Annotated in this window: 16 protein-coding genes; 4 read left to right on the plus strand and 12 right to left on the minus strand. The window is 37.1% G+C overall.

Annotated elements, in window-relative coordinates:
* The first annotated feature begins 1 nt into the window (after position 1).
* Positions 2-1,339, plus strand: a complete 1,338-nt coding sequence (locus ACP6L2_RS00655; protein WP_440507384.1) for an SWIM zinc finger family protein — start codon at positions 2-4, stop codon at positions 1,337-1,339.
* A gap of 88 nt (positions 1,340-1,427) precedes the next feature.
* Here ACP6L2_RS00655 and ACP6L2_RS00660 read toward each other — a convergent pair whose 3' ends face one another.
* Positions 1,428-1,622 (minus strand): CsbD family protein, encoded by a 195-nt coding sequence (locus ACP6L2_RS00660; RefSeq protein WP_440507385.1) that lies wholly within the window; start codon positions 1,620-1,622, stop codon positions 1,428-1,430.
* Between the two features lie 231 nt (positions 1,623-1,853).
* On the opposite strand from ACP6L2_RS00660, the gene ACP6L2_RS00665 reads away from it, so the two are divergent.
* Positions 1,854-2,072: a hypothetical protein gene (locus ACP6L2_RS00665; protein WP_344674436.1), complete on the plus strand. Its 219-nt coding sequence runs from the start codon at positions 1,854-1,856 to the stop codon at positions 2,070-2,072.
* Between the two features lie 61 nt (positions 2,073-2,133).
* On the opposite strand, the gene ACP6L2_RS00670 is transcribed toward ACP6L2_RS00665, so the two are convergent.
* From ACP6L2_RS00670 to ACP6L2_RS00685, 4 genes are read right to left on the minus strand one after another with little or no spacing between them, the layout of a single operon-like run.
* Positions 2,134-3,411, minus strand: coding sequence for a TolC family protein (locus tag ACP6L2_RS00670; protein ID WP_440507386.1), 1,278 nt, complete (start codon positions 3,409-3,411; stop codon positions 2,134-2,136).
* 2 nt (positions 3,412-3,413) lie between these two features.
* Positions 3,414-4,547: an ABC transporter permease gene (locus tag ACP6L2_RS00675; protein WP_440507387.1), complete on the minus strand. Its 1,134-nt coding sequence runs from the start codon at positions 4,545-4,547 to the stop codon at positions 3,414-3,416.
* A gap of 5 nt (positions 4,548-4,552) precedes the next feature.
* A complete protein-coding gene (locus ACP6L2_RS00680; RefSeq protein WP_440507388.1) occupies positions 4,553-5,500 on the minus strand; it encodes an efflux RND transporter periplasmic adaptor subunit in 948 nt (315 codons plus the stop codon).
* On the minus strand, positions 5,481-6,182 hold the full coding sequence (locus tag ACP6L2_RS00685) for an ABC transporter ATP-binding protein (RefSeq protein WP_440507389.1): 702 nt from the start codon (positions 6,180-6,182) through the stop codon (positions 5,481-5,483). Before ACP6L2_RS00685 ends, ACP6L2_RS00680 begins: the two co-directional genes overlap by 20 nt.
* Before the next feature lie 388 nt (positions 6,183-6,570).
* Here ACP6L2_RS00685 and ACP6L2_RS00690 point away from each other — a divergent pair, with 388 nt between their 5' ends.
* On the plus strand, positions 6,571-8,817 hold the full coding sequence (locus tag ACP6L2_RS00690) for an alpha-L-fucosidase (RefSeq protein ID WP_440507390.1): 2,247 nt from the start codon (positions 6,571-6,573) through the stop codon (positions 8,815-8,817).
* Positions 8,818-9,225: 408 nt separating this feature from the next.
* Here the strand turns inward: ACP6L2_RS00690 and ACP6L2_RS00695 are convergent, their stop codons facing one another.
* Both ACP6L2_RS00695 and ACP6L2_RS00700 read right to left on the minus strand, forming a co-directional pair.
* Positions 9,226-10,797: a hypothetical protein gene (locus tag ACP6L2_RS00695; protein ID WP_440507391.1), complete on the minus strand. Its 1,572-nt coding sequence runs from the start codon at positions 10,795-10,797 to the stop codon at positions 9,226-9,228.
* 50 nt (positions 10,798-10,847) lie between these two features.
* Complete coding sequence (locus ACP6L2_RS00700) at positions 10,848-11,024, minus strand: hypothetical protein (protein WP_440507392.1); 177 nt, start codon at positions 11,022-11,024, stop codon at positions 10,848-10,850.
* Between the two features lie 983 nt (positions 11,025-12,007).
* Here ACP6L2_RS00700 and ACP6L2_RS00705 point away from each other — a divergent pair.
* A complete protein-coding gene (locus tag ACP6L2_RS00705) occupies positions 12,008-12,184 on the plus strand; it encodes a helix-turn-helix domain-containing protein (RefSeq protein WP_440508672.1) in 177 nt (58 codons plus the stop codon).
* 168 nt (positions 12,185-12,352) lie between these two features.
* Here ACP6L2_RS00705 and ACP6L2_RS00710 read toward each other — a convergent pair whose 3' ends face one another.
* The 5 genes from ACP6L2_RS00710 to ACP6L2_RS00730 all read right to left on the minus strand — a co-directional run bounded on the left by ACP6L2_RS00710 (position 12,353) and on the right by ACP6L2_RS00730 (position 20,265).
* A complete protein-coding gene (locus tag ACP6L2_RS00710; RefSeq protein WP_440507393.1) occupies positions 12,353-14,047 on the minus strand; it encodes a LamG-like jellyroll fold domain-containing protein in 1,695 nt (564 codons plus the stop codon).
* A gap of 65 nt (positions 14,048-14,112) precedes the next feature.
* A complete protein-coding gene (locus ACP6L2_RS00715; protein WP_440507394.1) occupies positions 14,113-16,050 on the minus strand; it encodes a M60 family metallopeptidase in 1,938 nt (645 codons plus the stop codon).
* Between the two features lie 6 nt (positions 16,051-16,056).
* Positions 16,057-17,793, minus strand: a complete 1,737-nt coding sequence (locus tag ACP6L2_RS00720; protein WP_440507395.1) for a LamG-like jellyroll fold domain-containing protein — start codon at positions 17,791-17,793, stop codon at positions 16,057-16,059.
* Between the two features lie 21 nt (positions 17,794-17,814).
* Complete coding sequence (locus tag ACP6L2_RS00725) at positions 17,815-19,518, minus strand: DUF5008 domain-containing protein (protein WP_440507396.1); 1,704 nt, start codon at positions 19,516-19,518, stop codon at positions 17,815-17,817.
* Between the two features lie 33 nt (positions 19,519-19,551).
* Positions 19,552-20,265, minus strand: a complete 714-nt coding sequence (locus ACP6L2_RS00730) for a fasciclin domain-containing protein (protein ID WP_440507397.1) — start codon at positions 20,263-20,265, stop codon at positions 19,552-19,554.
* Position 20,266: the final 1 nt, after the last annotated feature.

Below are 20,266 nucleotides of genomic sequence, written 5' to 3' on the forward strand. Positions count from 1 at the left end.
TATGGCAACAGTTGATCTTGATATAACCTATAAACAGCACTCCAGCTTACAACAAACGTCTGGTATTCAACAATTGGTTCTAGCACATCAGGCAGAGATTACGGAGATAAATAATGTGCCTTGTTTCTTTTGGGGGAATTTAACGGATCCATTAACCAGTTCTAAATGTCTACTTACGCTATCCAAAGTTGTACGGTCAAGTTTTGGCCCTATACCTGCAAGCCTTCGTGATCCGATTGTTTCAGCTGGTACTGATCAGATACGCTTTGAGGGTTTTTCCTCATGCAATGGCGTATATGCTCGATTGGATTTGCTTGAGGATGCCATTGATGGCGAGTTTTTAGCTAGCGGAACTACCAATGTAGATTTCAATGAGCCCATGCTAAATGCCTTAAATGCTGTAAAGAAAACGGAGAAAATGGTCTTAGGTGTGGGTAGTAAAGATGTTTCCATTAGTACCGATAAAGGCAGGATAAAGGAGAAAAAAGTAACCTTGCCACCTCGTTGGATAAAAGGCTTAACATCCGTACAATTATATCTAGCAGGGATGGAAGAGAAATTTCGATTGAATAAGATTCAGGTTATTCAACTATTTCAAGCTTTACCCAAGGGGAATGTCAAAGGGGAGTTTTACTTACTTCAACGCGCTAATCGATTTGTTCTTTCGCCAATCGCTAGCAAAGATGCGGTACGTATTGGTGGCATTCAACGACTACGCCTATTGGAAGGCATTTTACCATACATACAACAACTAATTGTCTACCAAGAAACGAATGGTGAAAGCTGTTCCTTTGTAGCTGAATTTGGCAATATGCGCTTAACCTTATCGCTTTCTCCTGATAGTTATCGAGGATTCTCTGGTGAAGGTAATGTCTTGGAAAATATGATTCAAGCAGTGCCTGATGAATGGGTAATGGCGGTTAATTCCCTATTGAAATCCAATGAGCTGTTTGACCCAACCATGTTATCTATTGAGCATGATGTTGATTTTGCCAGCATGGATACACTTACTGGCTCACTTTCATCTATTGGCTTATTAGGTTATGACTTAGCCCAACATCAGCATTATTACCGCCGATTGCCTTTCAAGATGGAAAGGATATTATCCTTAAATCCGAGATTAAAAAATGCCAAGAAATTACTCAGTACGGAAGCTGTAGAATTTATTAAAAAATCGCCAGATTATATAGAGGCTAGGGTAGAAGGAACAGGTGTAAAACATACGGTTATCATACAAGGAGATCAAAGTCGCTGTACCTGCAACTGGTTTACCAATCATCAAGGTAAAAGAGGACTTTGTAAACATATTTTAGCCGTAAAAATGGCTGTTCAGTCCTAAGATAAGGATGAGCTTTTTTAACATAACATTACAAGGCTAGAAGAATCTTCTAGCCTTGCAACTTTCACATCAAGCTTACTCCTAAATTTTAACGTTTATCTAACTTATTAAACCAGTCTTGAATTTCTTCTCTTGATTTACCAAAACGTTGCTGAAAACGTCCATATACGTCTTCCTCTTTACCTTCTTCGTATGTTAAATCTTCATCGGTTAGATCAGGATGTTCTTCTTTAATCCGGCCTTTGATGATATCCCATCTGCCTTTAAAATCTAATGATTCCATAATAATTCTCCTTTTGTTTTCAATAGTAGAATGCACTTCGGTCGCTTTTAGTTCATATTATTTTAAAAAACTGAATCTGCATACAATTGTAATTTTTTTCACACTTTCTTGTGGGCTTGATGGTTTTTTAATAAATTAAAGTACGCTAAGGTGTTGAGTATGATTGGTTTTGGATCCGGTTTACTCAATTAGACAAGACCACTATTATTTATTACAAAGGAGAATATTATCATGGAAAGCTTAAAAATCGAGATCATGACCGCTACCCAATCTCAGCTGGCGCAAGTAAAAAATGTTATGGAAGGATACCATAATGTTAATGAATGGCAGATTGCACCTTACATTGATGGATATTTATTATCCATTCGAGGAATTAATGTTTTGGGTGCTTCACTAATCCAGCAATTGATAGACATGGGGATTAGCGCAGAACGACTTTATGAAGAATAGTTGTTCCACAAAACACAAAAAGCTCAACATATTGAGCTTTTTCCATTTCTATGAATTGTTGTTATTTCTCCACTAATACCTGTATCAAATCATATTCTGCCTGCCACAATTCTTTCTTTGCTGCATTCCATTTTTGATTCGCTTGATAATATTCATTAGGTATTGTTCTACCAATTTGTACAGCTTCAAGTTGCAGGTTTTTTTCTTTATCTGCTAGATCAACAATTTTTTGTAGACCTGCAATCTTTTGTTTTGCAGCCCAGATTTTAGATGCTGTTTTTTTATCTTTAGTCGCATCTTCAATTTCTTGTTCCCTAATCTTCAAAACCGTTAATTGTTCTTGTAATTGCGATTTCTTAACCGAAGCAGAATTGGTGAAATAGGCCGATATAGGGAGTTTGACTCCTACATTTGCGAAACTGTTTCCATACCAATGATTTCTTTCAAATAGAGAAAATTCATTGCTAAAGAATTGAGCTCCAAAAAAGCCATTAAGCGTAATAGTGGGAAGTTTGGAGAGTTTGGTCTCCTTAATTTCGTATACTGCTAATTGTTGATCTAACAGCAATAATTCTAATTGCTGATCAGGAAATCTTTCCTTTTCCAAGAGGTTTTGAATACTGGATAAATCAGAACTTAAATGCGTCAAGTTTTGATTGTCTAACATCTTTCTTAGATCGAGGTCTGTTTCCATTAATACTGCCCATGCTTCATGCCTTTGAATAACCTTACGTTCCATTTCTTGAATGGCAGCGAATAAATCTGTTTGTTTTTCGCGGCCTTCTTCAAAACGTGTTTGGATGATTTGTACCAAAGATGCTTGTGTCAGGGAATCTTCAAAAGCCAATTTATATTGCTCACTGGCCAGAATACTGGCACTATAGGCTAATGTAGCATCTTTCTTCCATTGGATTAAAGCTTGTTCTTGATTCAAAATTGCTCGCTTCGTTTCAATTTTAGCTTTATTTAAATCAGCATTTTTGCTCGGGTTAAAAATATCCCACTCCAATTGTACTCCTGCACGGGAATTCCATTTTGTAGCAAATTTTAAGGGAAGTATTGCACCTTCTTGTGCATTCGGGTCAAAAGCGATAGCAGGGACAGGGGTAGTGGGTATGATGATATTGCGTTGTAGATTAACATCGCCATAGATTAATGGCATGCGATTATTGCGCAAAATAAGTTCTTCTTGTTTTTTCGCATCAAGTTCTACACTCTTTTGCTGAGAGCTTAAACTTGTTTTAGCCTGCTGCCATAATTCTTCAATACTTAAGGATTGCCCCAGACTATACCCTGGAATGAGTAGAATTGCGAATATGTAAACAATAATTCTGTTCATGTTTAAAATACTGAGGCTGGTTCCAACTTTGCTATTTTCCGAACAGCAAATAGAGAACCACCGATAGATATAATCATCGTTAGTATGAGTAAAAATAAAGCAAATAAAAACGATACATTAATTTGTAATCCACTTTGTGCGACGCCAAATTTAAAACCATAAATAAGCATCATGGCAATGGCATACCCGATGAAGGCATATAGGAAAGCTTGTGCTACAATAAGTTTATTGACATAGCCTTTCTTAGCTCCGATAGCTTTTAGTGTCCCATAATCCTTAATACGGTCCAATGCAGAAGAATATAAAGTCAAACCGATAATAAAGAAACCAGATATCATTGCAAAAACGACTAAAGTGCCAAAACTCATCCCCATGTTTGAAGAAACTAATATTTCTTTTACTGTGGAGTTCTTAAGTTTCTGAACATCCCAAGCCCTTAAATGAGGATATATCTGATTAATGGTTTGTATGACTTCTTCTTTTTGCTTTTTATCTTTCAATTTTACCATGATCATACTGACCTGCGAATTGGGAACATTGCCAAAATGACGGGCATTTTTGATGTCTGTATACATAAATGAAGCACCAAATGCTTGTGCGTTCATAGTGATAACACTTACTTTGGCACTTTTTCCATTGATTTCTATAGGCTTCCCAATGAACAAATCCGTTTCCCAAGTCTGCGCATTAAAATATTCGGCAGAAACGCTATATGGCTGCATGAGATCTTCAATATTTCCTTCTTCAATCCGGCTTTCAATAGGGCCCATTAAGAATCCAGGTGCTGAAGCTCCAACTAACGTTATTCCTGCTGTCTTACCATCTAAGAAGGTAGCTTGTCCAGGAGCCAGGACAATAGGTTCTGTCTTTGCTATTCCAGGCAAAGAGGCTATTTCTTGTACAAGTCGGGCATCAATGGCATTTATCGAATTGATATTCCTACTTTGACCTTCAATGACCCAAACTTGATCATCTGCTGCTGGAGCATTGCCAACTAGATTACCCATTAGCCCCATTAAAAAGAATAGTAAACTCAATTGCTGACCAATCAAAAAGATACTTATTACAATAGCTGTAATAATACCAATGCTTTTTGCTCGATCAAACCGAATGAATTTCCATGCCAATAATAACATGTTTCTTATAGTTTAATGTGACACTCCACTTTAGCATTAATAATCAAATTATTGAGCTGATCTGGGCTGATTTTTATTTTTCTTACTCGACGGTCTTCACCTTCATTTGCTGACTCAAAGAGAATAGACTTATTCGAAAGTGTAGGGCTTAAATAGCTTATTTTACCCATAGCTAATTGCTTTCCGCCGCCTACTACAGTCAATCTAACCTGTTGACCTAATACCAGTCGGTCAGCAAACAGCTCATCTACTTCTGCTTCTATAATTAAATGGCTTGGGTCAGCTATTTTTCCTAAAATACTATTTGCTTGAATGGATTCACCAAGTACGGCATTCCATTCCGTTATTATTCCCGATGCACTGGCTAGAATCTGCCTGTTCTCTAAGTTGGTTTTACTTTTTTTAATGTTGATGATTTGTTCTTGTTCGCTTGCCTGGTTTGCCTTTAATTTAGCTTTCAGTCCTGATACAAGTTTATCCTGAATTTGCCAATTCCGAAGGTCGTCATTTAATACTTCCTGCGTTTCGGCTCCTTTCTCTACTAGTCGTTTAGAAACATCGTAATGTTCTTTCAGTTGTTTTGATTTGATCTCCTCACGCTCTAAATCTTTGACATCAATTTGATTGCTGGCTACTATTCGATTCAAAGCTGCCTTTGCCTCTTCGATATCAAGGTTCTCTAAATTAGGTTTCAGGCGTATCAATACTTGATTCTTTATAATTGAATCGCCTTCTTCTACTAATACCTCTTGTATTGTTCCAGATTCTGTACTGGAAACTTGTTGCCAGCCCGCCTCAGGAACAACTTTACCAATACCTAATACCTCATTTACTTCCTTTAGGATCTGTTCATTACTCTTTTGAAGCTTATCCTTCTCCTTGTTTTTGCAAGCTGAAAACGTAAAAAGTAGTATTACTATATATATGAATTGTTTATTTATAATCTTCTTCATTTTTAATGGTATTTGAAACTTTACCTTCTTCCACATAAATTACACGATCTGCATATTTTCTTAATCGAAGGTCATGAGTGACGATGATTACGGCCTTGCCTTCCTCCGCTAACTCTTTTAATTCTTGCATGATGATGCCTGCACTCTTTGCATCCAATGATGCGGTTGGCTCATCACAGAGAATCATGGATGGATTACCAACTAAGGCCCGTGCGATGGCTACTCGTTGCTTCTGACCACCACTTAATTTCTTAGGCAAATTGCCCATTCGATCCTCTAAACCAACAGCTTTTAAAGCACCTTCTGCTCTTTCTTTTGCTTCTTTTTTTGGAATATTACGTAGTATTAAAGGTTGTGCTACATTCTCCAAAGCATTCAATGGTTCTATTAAGTTGAATTGCTGAAACACAAATCCAACTTCATGCAATCGTAAATCCGCCAATTCATCTTCAGACAGTTTCGTTACTTCCTTTTCTTTATAAAAGACTTTACCCTTGGTCGGATAGATGATACAACCAACAATTGATAATAGCGTCGTTTTACCAGATCCTGAAGGACCCATAATTAGCGTGAGCTTATTCGATTCGAATACCAAATCGGTTTTATCCAGTGCAGTGATGTAATTATCCCCAGTTTGGTAGATCTTCTCTACAGCTTCTAAGCGTACAATTTCTGTAGACATATTCTTTAAAATTAGGAAATAAAACATTCTAAACGATCTTTTTTGAGCTAATTCTACTCTTTTTAACTGTTTTAGACGCTTGTTTCTAGATTGTTTAAAATATTGTTATGTATGACATGGTAATAAAGTTTATTAAATGGGTAAAATAGTGTACTTTTTTAAAAGTGCTATTTTCTAGCTTTACACTTAGAAATTATCTTATGAACCACATCATCAATGATGAGTTCAAAATAAAGCATAACAACCTAAACCCTTTTTCCTTTTTGTTGTGCTCTTGTTCGACTAATCAAATTCTAGGATTTGCTGTGTAATGTCGAATCGAGCTGTGGTTCATAAGGTAGATTTCTAACCATCTACCTATTTTCATGCTTAGTTTAATTATCATACGATGAAATCTCGCTTAACCTTAATTGCCTTATTAGGAATAGGCTTACCTATTGTACATGCGCAAAACATCCTTCCTGGAAATACATTACCGTTAAAAAATACTTATGCTATTGATTCGCAGGATAGTCCTGAAAAACTATTGGAAAAGGCTGCTCATGTAGTGCCAACTGCTATTCAATATCAGGCTCTTCAAGATGAATTTATCAGTTTTATTCATTTTGGGCCAAACACCTTTACTAAAATGGAGTGGGGAGACGGGAAAGAAGATCCTCGAATATTTGATCTAAAAACTTTAGATACCGATCAATGGTGCGCGAGCATGAAGACTGCTGGGATTACAAAAGTGATATTCACAGCAAAACATCATGATGGTTTTGTACTTTGGCAAAGTCGATACACCAAACAAGGAATCATGTCTACTGGATTTCAAGATGGGAAAGGTGATATTATGAAAGACCTTGCTAAATCTTGTCAGAAATATGGACTAAAATTAGGTGTATATCTATCTCCAGCTGATCTTTACCAAATCGAAAATCCTGAAGGATTATATGGAAACTTGAGTAAAGCCACATTAAGAACCATACCCCGCAAAATAGAAGGTCGACCTTTTGCTAACAAAAAGACTTTCCAGTTCGAACTGGATGATTATAATGAGTACTTTCTTAATCAATTATTTGAATTGCTGACGGAATATGGTCCAATCCATGAAGTATGGTTTGATGGTGCTCATCCCAAAACAAAAGGCGGCCAGCAATATAATTATCCTGCCTGGCGTGAATTGATTCATACCCTGGCGCCTAAGGCCATAATATTTGGCAAGGAAGATTTAAGATGGTGCGGCAATGAGGCAGGAGCAACAAGACAAACAGAATGGAATGTTATTCCATTCCAAGCCGATCCGCATGGCTTAGCAGCGCATAAGGATATGCGCGAAGAGGATTTAGGCAGTAGAAAGCAATTAGCAAATGCCAAATATCTTCATTACCAACCGGCAGAAACAAATACCTCCATTCGAGAAGGATGGTTTTATCGTGATGACAAATTTCAGAAGGTCAGAAGTACGGATGACGTGTTTGATATTTACGAGCGTTCAGTAGGAGGCAACTCTATTTTTCTGCTAAATGTACCGGCAAATCGCGAAGGAAAATTCTCCGATGAGGATGTAAGGGTTTTAAAAGAAGTCGGTGACCGAATTCGAAATACCTATTCTAAGAATTTACTTTTGAAAGGAAAATTACCTTCTGCTTTAGTTGATGGTAAATTATCAAGTCATTATAGCTTGAAGCAAAATACAGGTGAAATTATTTTAGAGGCCGCAAAACCAATTTTGACGAATCGATTTGTCATTCAAGAAGCAATAGATAAACATGGGGAGCGGATTGAACGATTTGTGCTGGATGCATGGGTCGATGGGCAATGGAAGGAAATTGCACTTTCCAGTAACGTAGGGTATAAAAGAATCTTAAGATTTCAAGAAATTCAGGCTAAGAAGTTCCGCTTAAGAATATTAGAAAGCCGTGCTATCCCTGTTTTAGCCGAAATAGGAGCTTATTATGCGCACAGCCGACCACCAGAATTAAGTGTTCATCGTAATGCCGCAGGTTTGATTAGCATTTCACCAAAACAACATGATTTTGGATGGAAACCCCATGGACAAAATAGTCTGGAAAACCTGAAAATTAACTATCATATCTATTACAGCACTGATGGTTCAATTCCGAATGAAAAATCATCAAAATATACCGGACCATTTACTAGTGATGTAAAGGAAATTAAGGCAATAGCCATTTCCAACGATGGTGATAGAGGAGTAATAAGTCAAAAGGAATTAGGATTGATTAAAAATGGCTGGAAGGTAATGGAAGTTAGTTCTGAAGACCCAAAATATAAGCGAGAATTTCTATTTGATGAGAATGATAAAACCTATTGGAAATCTCTACCTTCTACAGATACACATTCCTTTACTTTGGATCTAGGTAAGAAGGAGCAGATTTCAGCTATTGCATACACCCCACAAAAACAAAACACAAAAGGCATGCTAGCGAAAGGTACATTACTTTCAAGCCTGGATGGAAAGAACTGGGAGACCATTGGCATCTTTGAATTCGGCAATTTGATTAATGATCCCTCAACACGCACCTTCCGATTTGGTAAGTATGTTCAAGCTAGATATGTAAAGGTTGAAGCCCTTGAAATTGCAGGAGGGGATAACACCTTGAGTGTTGCTGAATGGGATGTGTATAAGTAAGAGGAAGATATAAAAAGGGCCTAGAAAGAGCTAGAATTTAAACAAGAATTCATGTATTTTTTCTTTACACATTGTTTTATTTCGAACATCCTTTCTGTTGTCTTTTTTCTGTTGTCAAACTGTCTTCTCCATAGTTTTCTTCGACACTTATTCGGATCTCCTTCGGAACTCCTTCGGATCTTGTTCGGATCTCGTTCGGTTCCGACCGAACGAGATCCGAACAAGATGCATATGAAATCCTAATAAATTCCGTAAGTGTACCAAAGGAATATCAACGGAAAATAAGACGATATTGGAATTTGGGAGCAAGCATTATTGCACTAAAAAAAATAGAGGAGCGAAATAATCGCCCCTCTATTTTTTAATACATGTAAAGTAAACTTTTATCGTATTTACAAAGTTAGTTACTTATATATTACAAGGTATTTTAGTTTTACCCGATCCATAACCTTTTAGAACTGTCTTTTGATCGACTTTTTGTGTGATTTTCACAACATTTTGACCAGTTTTGTTCCATACGAATGTGTTAAAAGTATTTCCATTGAATAATTCTAATTCGTAAAGAGGTCCATTGTTTACTTTGGATGCAAACAATCTTACTTCCCCCAGTTTACTGATCACAACTTTGACTATAGGGGTAGCTTGTGCTCCTCTTAGATTGTAAATTGCTGGAACGGTACCACCTTCAACGTTCACTCCTTGGAAATAACTTCCATCTTTGAATCGTATGTTTTGAGCTGAAGATGCCCCCTTTTCAAATTGAATCTCTTGTGTAGCCATCTTTATTCCATTCAGCTCCATGTTCATGGAGTTATCTAATTCAGTCATGTCAAAAACAAAACCATAATCAGCTGCTGGAGCAGTAATAGTCATATCAATAACATCACCACGGTAATAACGTTGACCATCTTTTTCTATATAAGTTCTTCCATACCAATCTGTTTTATACGGAAAATCCCAATTTAAGCCTTGTGCACCAGAAACATCCTGGGTACAAGCTTGGAACGTAATATTTAAGTTATAGCGGGCTCCAGGTACGAATTTTATATTTTCAATTGAATAATTACTTTTCGGTTCATCATCTATAATTAATTTTCCGAAATTCAACTTTGCAGTAGTTGTGTTTGGACTGATAATAAAAGTTTGTTCACTTTTAATATATCGGAGACCACCACCTGTAAGCTTAGGAAATGTAATTGCTGTCGTGTTTTGTGCTCCATAAGTCAATGCACCATTGCTTAATTTTAAGCTAGCAGCTGAATTAGTTGGTGTAAACATCGGTGAGGTAATTTCCGTAATTGCACCTGTCATATTCGGATTCATATTTAAACTGGTAGTAACTGCACTGAACTGATGTTTTAATACAACATTTAACAAATTGGTTCCATCAACTAATTTTAGTTCTTTGTAAAAATACATTAGAGCTGTATTGACATTTGGAATGGTAGCTGTGGATAACTTTGATTGCCCAGAAATTGCAGGCACTTTAGTCTTATCATTAATAGAAAAAGCGACAAAAATATAGGTTTTTCCTGCGTCCAATAAAATAGGAGCTTCAGTTTGTTCATTACCGTAACTATATAGCTTTTCTACAACAAAACTTCCATCTTGATTATATACCAAAAGTTTATATTGTACACCCGGTTCAAGTGGTTTAGTTACAGCAGCAGCTTTCATCCCACGAGGTCTAGGGGCATTGTACATCGAAGTGCTATCCCTTTCAAGGGTAACCTCCATTTTCATGTCCTTTCCATAAGCTAATGTTTGTGTCTTAGCAGATAATCCGTTACTTCTGGATTGTTTTTCACCTTCATTAGAAACATCTTCATCTTCAAATTCAAAAGATGCCAATGAAACCATTACCTGGCTATCACCTTTTGAAACAGCAGTTTCGACGTCTTTATTACATGAACTAAAGAAAATAAAGCCTAAAACCAATAAGAGGCTGTATTTATTAAAATTAAATTTATTCGTTTTCATTGACTGTAATCGAATTGATTGTTTGAGTTTAAAAAATAATAATTGCGGAATTACCAATCTATATTACGATTGTCATCCGGTAGATCTTGCCACTCTTCATATACTTTGTTTTTATTGTCTTGTGGGTAAACCTTTGCAGATCCAGCAGCAAAGCCTTCTTCTGTATAGATCTTGATCATCTGAATGGTCGGCGATTTATAAATCCCCTGATTACTGATTTTTTTCATCGTTAGTATGAAATTGTATTCTAAAATAATAGCTGTTAACGTGTGATTAACTGATACAATTTTCGGTAATTTTTAACCGTTAAAAATGAGGACTGTCACTTTTTGTAGCTGTTTGTCTCCTATTTGTAGTGTAAGTTTAAACTTTTATTATTAATTATTAGGATATTTTAATCTACAGTAATATTGAGTTCATTAAAAATTGTTATTAATAGACTCTTAAAGGAGAGGATGTTTATTTAATATTTGAATAAACTTTTGGAAGTATTATTAAGGAATTCATTTAATGAGATTTTTAACTTTCAACTGTAATCGATATAATAATTGGCATATTAAATAGGGAAAAATTGGGGTTTTTGAAGGTATCAGGTTGTTATTTTTTGGCTGATTGTGAGAAGATTCTATTGAATTAGAATAAATAATTTTTGTGATTTAATACTCAGAGAAAATGAAGGGTTGAAGCTATCAAATTAAATAACTTGATACCTAAAATGAGGTAACTTTTTTGGATTAGAATACTAAATGTATTTTCTTTATTGTTTGTTTAAATTAACTTTAATTTACTATATGGATTCTTATTTGGAAAATAAATGTTAATAGAAAGGCCCAATTCGTTTTAGCAGAGCCTTAAAAATTGTAGATATAATTCTACTGTATTTTGAGCTAATTTTTGAAAATTAGTCTTATTGTATTTTTCTTCTTTTATTTCATTGGCTAATTGCTTGCTCGTATTAATTGGCTATCTGTGTGAATTTGTTGTATCCTGTTAATTAGGAAATTGACTTTGTCATACAGAATTGTGTTGATGCTTGTTTTAATTTTGGGTTGTTATTTTGAAACTTATACGCTTAATAATGTTTTAAAATTTATTAATAATTTTAATAAAATTTAATTTATTTCCTTTGGATTAGGATTTACAAGGCTTAAATTTGTAAATCAATCAAGATCTTAAAATATATATGCCAATAATTGTCAATTTAGATGTTATGCTTGCGAAGCGAAAGATGTTAAGTAAAGATTTAGCCGATAAACTAGGAATAACTACAGTCAATTTGTCGATCTTGAAAACAGGGAAGTCCAAGGGGGTTCGATTCGACACCTTAGAGGCAATTTGTAAAGTTTTAGAATGTCAACCGGGAGACCTCTTGGAATATAGAGATTGATGGATGTAAATAGGAATGTCAGAATATTTAGTAGCCATTCCTAATTAAGGATAGGATAGCATAAAATAAGCCCCAATGTTTCGGTTGACTGAAAACAGAGGGGCTCTTGAAAAGGAATCTAAAAATTAGAAAATTGGGACAATCATTAAACCACTAATAAAACAGCCCTTAATCTTTTAAGAATTCCAGTTCAAAATTGTTTAGGTAGGAGTTTCCGTCCATACCAAAATCACTCAATACATCAATTCGCATCCAATAAAGGGTTAATGGAGCAATATCATTGACTGTAGTAGGGATTGAAATATTGGATGTTACAGGAAGATTTACAGTTCCTGAAGGATAATTCTCTCCAAGATTTAGCCAGCTGTATTTGCCTGACAAGGATAAGTTTGGTGCTCCTGGGATACCTGTGAAGAACTGACTACCAGTACCTTCATCCATTGGCCAATAACCGATGATATTGGCAAAATTAGGGTGTTTACTGATATCCTTAAGGCCAAAGTTTTGTTTGATTGTTGCAGCCGATAAAGCCGTATTATAGTACGTTAAGTTAGCTGCTGAAAAGTTCGTTGGTACATCATTATCCCCTGGGCGATGTCCAATACGAAGATCTTCTATACTGCTTAAGCTCTTTCTCGAACTGATGTTTGCAGTTACCTGATGTACTCCATCCATGTATAAACTTAAGTTTCTGGTGCTGGTATTCACATATTCCACTGTCATAATTAGATTTCTCCAAACACCTGTGCCCGGTTTATTCGGTGCAGTGATCTGTTGTTTACCACTTCCACCATTACTCGTACCACCGACAGTTGCCGCCCATTCACCAGCACTTGGGTAGAAGTTCCATTGCCATCCGGTGATGTTTTGACCTCCTAAGTTCGTACTCTTGCTAAAGAAACTGGAATAACCATTTGGAACAGGGTTGTTGAATTTGACATCCATTTGTACAGTAAAACTTTTCGTTTCTCCTGCATCATAACGTTTATCTGGATCATGTAGCGTAGCTCGTCCAGTTTTATTGTCGAATTGGACTGGATTGAAACCTGACTTCTCTAATTTAAATTCTTTGAATAATGGATTATATAGCATAATAAATCCATCGTCAATATCAGAATTATGTTTACCCAAATTCGTAGTCAAGATCACTAGCCACTCTTCACTAGCATAGCTTTCCCTTGCTTTCATGGCATTGATGATTTCACCAACATATTCATCAGATTTTAATATTGCAGCTTTAAAACTGCTGTTCTCTTCTGAATAACCGCCTTGATCGCCTGCTTTTACAACATCTCTTAGGTTCACATAGATGGTTCCTAAATTTTTATTGTTTTTAATTAGTGCGACTGTACTGTCTTTAACCGCTTGATCTGTATTGACAACGGGTGCAAAATCGGCCACTTTAACATAATTGCGTAGTTCATCCCAAGGCGAGACCATAGCAGTTTTTACCGTTTTGTATTGTGTGACATAGTCCAATACATTACGGTAGGAAGTTACATCTCCATGTTCATGGTTATCGTCGTTTTGATCTCTTTCAAAGTCATTATTGACAATTTGATGCTTTGCCAAGGCAGTTCCCGTTAATATAGATGCCCAACCCGCTGCTGGAGTTTCTGTCCTAATGGTATTGAAGGCATATTTGGAGTTTTTCTTTAGGGCAGAAATCTGAGGGGGTGCTATTTTTTCGAGCATTGGACCGCTTAGCCCATCTATACTGATCAAAAGTACCTTACGTTGAGCCTTTGTCATATCTTTCAGTTCCTCAAACACGGGAGGAGGATTGTCATACTTAGTACAGCTTGCAATTACAATTGCGGAAAGTAGACAAATACTGGTTAGAATTTTATTATATATTTTCATTTGAATAGCTGTTTAAATAGAGCTGCTGATCGATGAAATTAATCAACAGCTCTTCATGCAAGTTTTTATGGTTTTATTAAATTCATTTCTCCAAATACCACATATGCGTTGTTGGTATAACCATTTTTCACGATGATTTTGAAGTATTTTGCATTGATATTACCATTCGGGAAGATATATTCAAATCGACTATTGTTGTTTGGTAATACACCAGCTCCAACCATGGTGAAATCTATGTTGTTCCGACTGTAATAAACCTCGAACTCCTTACCGTCACCTTGTCTGTTACCTCCAGGGCGAGCATTAAAATATATCCCTTTGATTGGCATATTAGCACCTGCATTCAAGACAAAGGAGAAGGGATATGACTCTGTAGGTCCGATATTACTATACTTGGAGTGGTAGTAAGTGTTTGGATCTCCATCTACTAAGTTAGCGACAGAACCTTCCTGAGCTGGACAGCTCACATAGGTTACCGAGGTTTTATAAACGATATCATTATTTCCACCAGTTTTAGTCAATGGGTTATATTCCCAAATTGCTTTTTTCAACAGCGGATATTTTGATGCTACACGTTGAGCCACGATATCACTATAGCTGATTCCCCAAGCATCAAAGAATGGTGATAAATCTACTTTTGCATAGTCAGAAAGCTTTTCATAGACCCAATTATGCTTCGTAATATCATTCGGATTTCCACGAGGTGCATGTCTTGCTTCCGTATATAAGTGCGTCATGGCACCGTATCCGAATTTTTCAAAGATCTGTACAAATGGAGTCATTCGTTTGAATGGGTCATTCATAGCCGCATCGGCATCAAAGTTTTTAGATCCACCAACTGTACTTGCATAAGCTATTGCTTGTGGAAATCCGCTGGTTACCGCCGGGTGCATTACTTTGTAATCTGCACCAATACGATTAGCTACTTTGAAGTTGAAAAGGTTATTGGTTGTTTCGCCTAAAGTACTCCATGACCACACACTTGGTTGTTGACAGTTGTGTCCAAACTCATGGTAAGATCCCCACATGCCTCTACTAGAAGTAATGGAATTCAAACTTGTCATAGCTCCAAACCATTCTGCATCATTTAAACCAACAAATGGGAAACCATTGTGGCCATATCCTGCTGATAATTGAATATCCAATACACCACGCCAAGCACCTTGAGGACTGCGATCTCTCTCGTCTGCAGCATCATCAGATAGACCCATCCATCCGTTGAAGTCATGATCAAAAACATCATTCCATTTTGTCAAGACCGCAGTTGGATTGGTAAAAGGTTCTTGTGAACTGAACGTTTTAATTACACGATCACGTGGGATAAGGAATACCACACGTTTTGTTCGTAATTCTAACCAAGGAACTTTTGATGCTTTTACTTTAGCCACCCAATCCGCATCTGTACTTTGACCTAATACAAAGTCAGGGGATACTACGGCATTGGTAATGGTAAATTCTACAGGGTTTGCATATGCTCTATCTGCACGAATATAGATGGTACCACCATATAGGTTTCTGACATAGTTTGCACCGGCATAAAGACGCTGACGCATGTAGATTACTGGATCACGCAATAGAGGGTATTTTCCGCCTAAGTTATCCGTATGTCCACCGATCTGAACGGTTAATCCTTCAATACCTTCAGGGACTTCAATCTTAATTAATTCACCCGGTGCAGCGTAATAACCAGTACTAAATTGCGGCTCTGGAGCCACATTAATTTTCAGGTTTTGTGTGGTCTGTTTGGTGAAATTCAAGTCTAAGGTAAACTTAGCATTCTGTACACGAGGTTCAGATTGATCAACTAAACCAGGGAATACACGAGCTTTAGCATACATGGACTTGTCAATTTGCTTCATATTGGTGTCTATGACCCCGCCAGGCGTATTACCATCATATTCTGGATAACCATCTGGAACAAAATAACCGTATTTATCGCATGAGGAAACACCCAGTAGCGAGGTAATTAGTAATAAGCTATAGAGATAATTTTTCTTTTTCATGGTCGGTTAATCTTTAGGTAATGTAATCGATGGAATATAAAATTTACCCATTAATCCCCAATTCTGTGGAATGGCGATATTCATCCATGAGTAAATCATGGTTGGGATATCAACATTGTTTGGTACTGCACGAAATGCAGATGGAGAGATAGCAGGAGAAATGTTCGGTGAAATGTCACTGAAAGATGCCCAGTTGATAGCTCCCATTAAATTAAATGGAGCAGATTTTCCTGTAACATCTGAAAGGGTTTTTCCTGAACCTTCCATACCTGGCCAATAGCCAACAAGTCTGTTGTAGTATGGGTCAACCTCTGAGGTGATAGGTGTGATTTTTATTTTAGATAATAAATCTGCTTCAGGAATCGCCATATCGTAGATCGCTAAATCAGCAATCATACAGTTAACATTTCCATCGCCAATAGAGCCTAGGCGCAATGGACTAGTGGTATTGATATTTCCTAATCCTGTAATGTTTAAAGGACCTCCTGGCGCAGGCACACCATCAACATATATTGCAACATATCTTGTGCTTCCTTCTTTATAGAAACGGGCAGCAATGGTATGCCAATTATTATCTGCAATATATTTGGTATGCACGCGTTGTGTATTTCCTTGTCCAGACTGACTGAAGTTCAATCCAACTGTCCCCCCATATTCCATGAAGAAAGTCCATCCAACTACACCTGGACTAAAAGATGCTCTTTTAGTTAAAAAGCTAGGGTAGAAGGTAGAGCCATAATCCCAACGGATGTTGAAACGAATGGTAGCATCCTTGTCAGCACCAAAGTTTCCAACATTAGGATCTGATTGTGTTGCATTTGATCCTGCACCTACATATTTTGCTGTAGTACCGGAATATGGTAATGCATTTACATTTGGTTTCTCATAAACCACTGGAATAAATTTGGGGTTATAAAATGCCAAATAGGTGTTTCTTGAACCATCTGCAAAGATATTGGAACCGTTAGGACCGCCTGATGGGCCACCAGCTTTACTTGAGGCTACCACCACTAACCAGTTTTCTTTATGGAAAGTTTTACGATTATTTAATGCGGTCAGAAGTTCCCCAATGTACGTGTCTAATTTATTGATAGCATCTACATAAGCATCGTTGTTACGGCTATAATCATTATTTGCAGCAATTTCAGCAGAATGGAATTGAGCCAATACTACCGATGCATTGCCATTGGAAACTTGTTCAACAGCTGCTGTTTTTACCTCCTCATCATTAGCAAGTGTTTTCTTGGTCGTGGCATCAATAGCTAAATGATCATTGAAGCTAGCTGATGTACTGATGGAAACAGTTTCCAAGTTTCTTTTTTCACTCTTTAAGCGCGTGAAAATTGAAGGACTAGTATTGTTATTGAAGCCCGCAAAATCTTCTGTCGTAACACCTGAAACAGTATAATCTAATCCAGTCATCATGGAAGTCCATGCACCTGCATAGGTTAATGCATTTCGGTGATTATCAGCAAGACCATCATAGCTGTAAATAGAATTTTCGGTTATTAAGGATAAGTTGTTGGGAGCAATCTCTTCAACAACAGATCCTTTAACACCATCCATAATGATATATAAGACACGCTTAGAACCGTCATTGACGTTTGTTGTGTCATTTTCAGTGGGCTCAGGGAGCTCATTAGCAAATTCTTTATTACAGCTTGATAAGCTCCAAGTTGTAATAGCTACCGTTAATGCACTAAACAACTTGATCCCTTGAAGTAAATTTCTTCTTTTTTTCATATCTAGTATCTTAAGATGTAATTAGTTGGCAATGGTAATTCGCATCAGGTTTTTAGGTAATGTACCGTTGAAACGTACGATATCCCCAACAAGGATAACCTTAGTCCCATTGGCCACAGCGGTCTCAACCATATCGTAAATTCTACCTTGGAAACCACCAGTATTGTTATATTCTGGTTTTAATTTTCCATCAGCTTCAAGGATCATAAATCCTTGGCGTAGGTAATCGCCATATTTATTGAAAGTACCCGAGACAATGATTTTACCATTATTCAATTGTCCAGCCCAAGTAACTCCTCCACCTGTAATGGCTTGTGTGTTGAAGGAGTCCACGACTGAACCGTTGGCATTCAGTAAACAAACGCCAGATACACTTTTACCATTGAACTTCGTGAAATTACCAGTAACGACAAATTTGTTAGTGGTACTATTAAAACGGATAGAGGAGATGTCTCCATCAGCACCTGTTCCTGTCTGGAAAGATTGATCTACTGATCCATCCAAGTTAAGACGTACTATACGTTTTGCAGATACACCATTGTAGTTTTGGAAGTTACCCACCAAAATAAGTTTACCATCGGCTTGCATGGTTGCATCAATAATAGCTCCATCTCCGGCTACACCACTTTGGTTTATGTTTTTCAGGTAATGAAATGTAGAGTCTAAAGAGCCATCTGCATTGACGCGAACCATTTGACGCATACGGGTATAGTCATATACCTTATCGTCATAAGTAGAGTTAGGATAATAGATACGCTTGAAGTTTTGGAAGTTTCCTAAAATATAAACCTTCTCACCAAAAGTAAAAACCTTTCGGACAACACCATCAACTCCTGCATTGAAGGCAGGAACAGTATCATTATTCTTCCATGTTTCCTCTGGTTTAGGGTTCACAATAGGAACCAATGAATTACCAGCGATATCACGGTCAGAAGTTTTCATAGTGTCTAACTTACCATCGACATTTAAACGAGTTACATTATTGATGATTTGCTTATTTGGTTTTGAACTATTGAAAGCTGTGAAGCTACCTCCAATAATAAATTTACCGTTATAAGGTCCAGTAGTGATTCTGCTGATGGAGTAAATGATACCAGCACCACCCACGACACCCTTACCAAAGTCAATATTGTTGGTAATATAAGCACCATCGGGATCTGTCTGAGCAATACCAGCATTAGGTTTTGCCTCTGTGCCTTTTAATTCAAAGTTATTGAAGGCACCAGTTACCCAAAAGCGTCCTGAAGGTAATTGTTCAATGTCAAATACAGTGGATGCTCCACCACCATTCAAGCGGCCAGCACCATTCACTACTTTAAATGAACGGTCCACCGATACTTTTCCACCTACTGTTAGGATAGGGCCAAAGAACGTTTGATCCATTGCAGTGATCCAAACACTTCCTGTACTTGCAGTAAGTGGAACTTGGAAGGCAATTGTGCTATCTGTAAAATTCAATACTTCGGCTTCAATTTCATTGACAAATAATTTGAAGTTGTCCTTGTATTTCATTAAGCCTTTGACTTTTAAGGATACTTGAGATCCGGCATTTATGGTACCAAGCTCTGTGGACTTCGTCACAAAGTTGATGTCGAGAACCTGTTTACCACCAGCATAGGGATCTTCTGCAAGTTCTGTTTTTCGCGTACATGCAAAGAAGGTACAGCTAAACAGAAGAATAGCAGCGGAAAAGAGGTTTAATTTATAGTTCTTTAATGTTAACATGGAATCATAATATTTATGTTAATACCTGTTTTCTTAAGGGGTTAGGGGAGTGATACCTGCGGAGATCGCTTGATCGATAAAGGAATCTACAAAGAATCCGAAGGTATGTTTCTTTCTGTTTAGCACATGCATAACCCCATTGTTCGTCTGAATATCGGATGTAGCCACAGGGATATTGCGCAATGCTATCTGTGGATTCGACAAGTCTGGTATATAGGCTAAAAACAATTGTCTGTAACCTGCATATTGAACGCCTCCTGCATCATTGAAGATGACACCAATATTCATAATGCGACCCGCATAACTGGTGTAGTTCTGCCCCGGATAAGCTACATAAGAGATCGTGTCGCGTTGTGGATAGTCCTTCAATAGGTTTTTACCCTTGAAAATATAATTGGAGATCAAGTTTTTCCATACTTCAGGTTTAATTTGATCCAATTGCTTCACCGTGTCCTTACCATTGAATTGTAGATATTTATTCAATCCCAATACCGCACGGGTAATACATCCACTTGGAGGAGCAAAAAAGGTTACTTCTTCATTTTGAACGACCTGTTTCATACCCGCCAATTCAAGAACCATTAAGGTACTATCGAAGAATGGCTTCTTCTGCTCCATATATTGAATGGTATTACCATCAAATTTAGGATCATGTATTCCGGAGTCAAAGTAATACTTCTTACAACCTGTAAAACAGATTATCAAGACTACTGCCAATATTCCTATATTAAAATGCTGTTTTTTCATA

Origin of the sequence: Sphingobacterium lactis (assembly GCF_051951495.1) — a bacterium.
Lineage (GTDB): Bacteria > Bacteroidota > Bacteroidia > Sphingobacteriales > Sphingobacteriaceae > Sphingobacterium > Sphingobacterium lactis_A.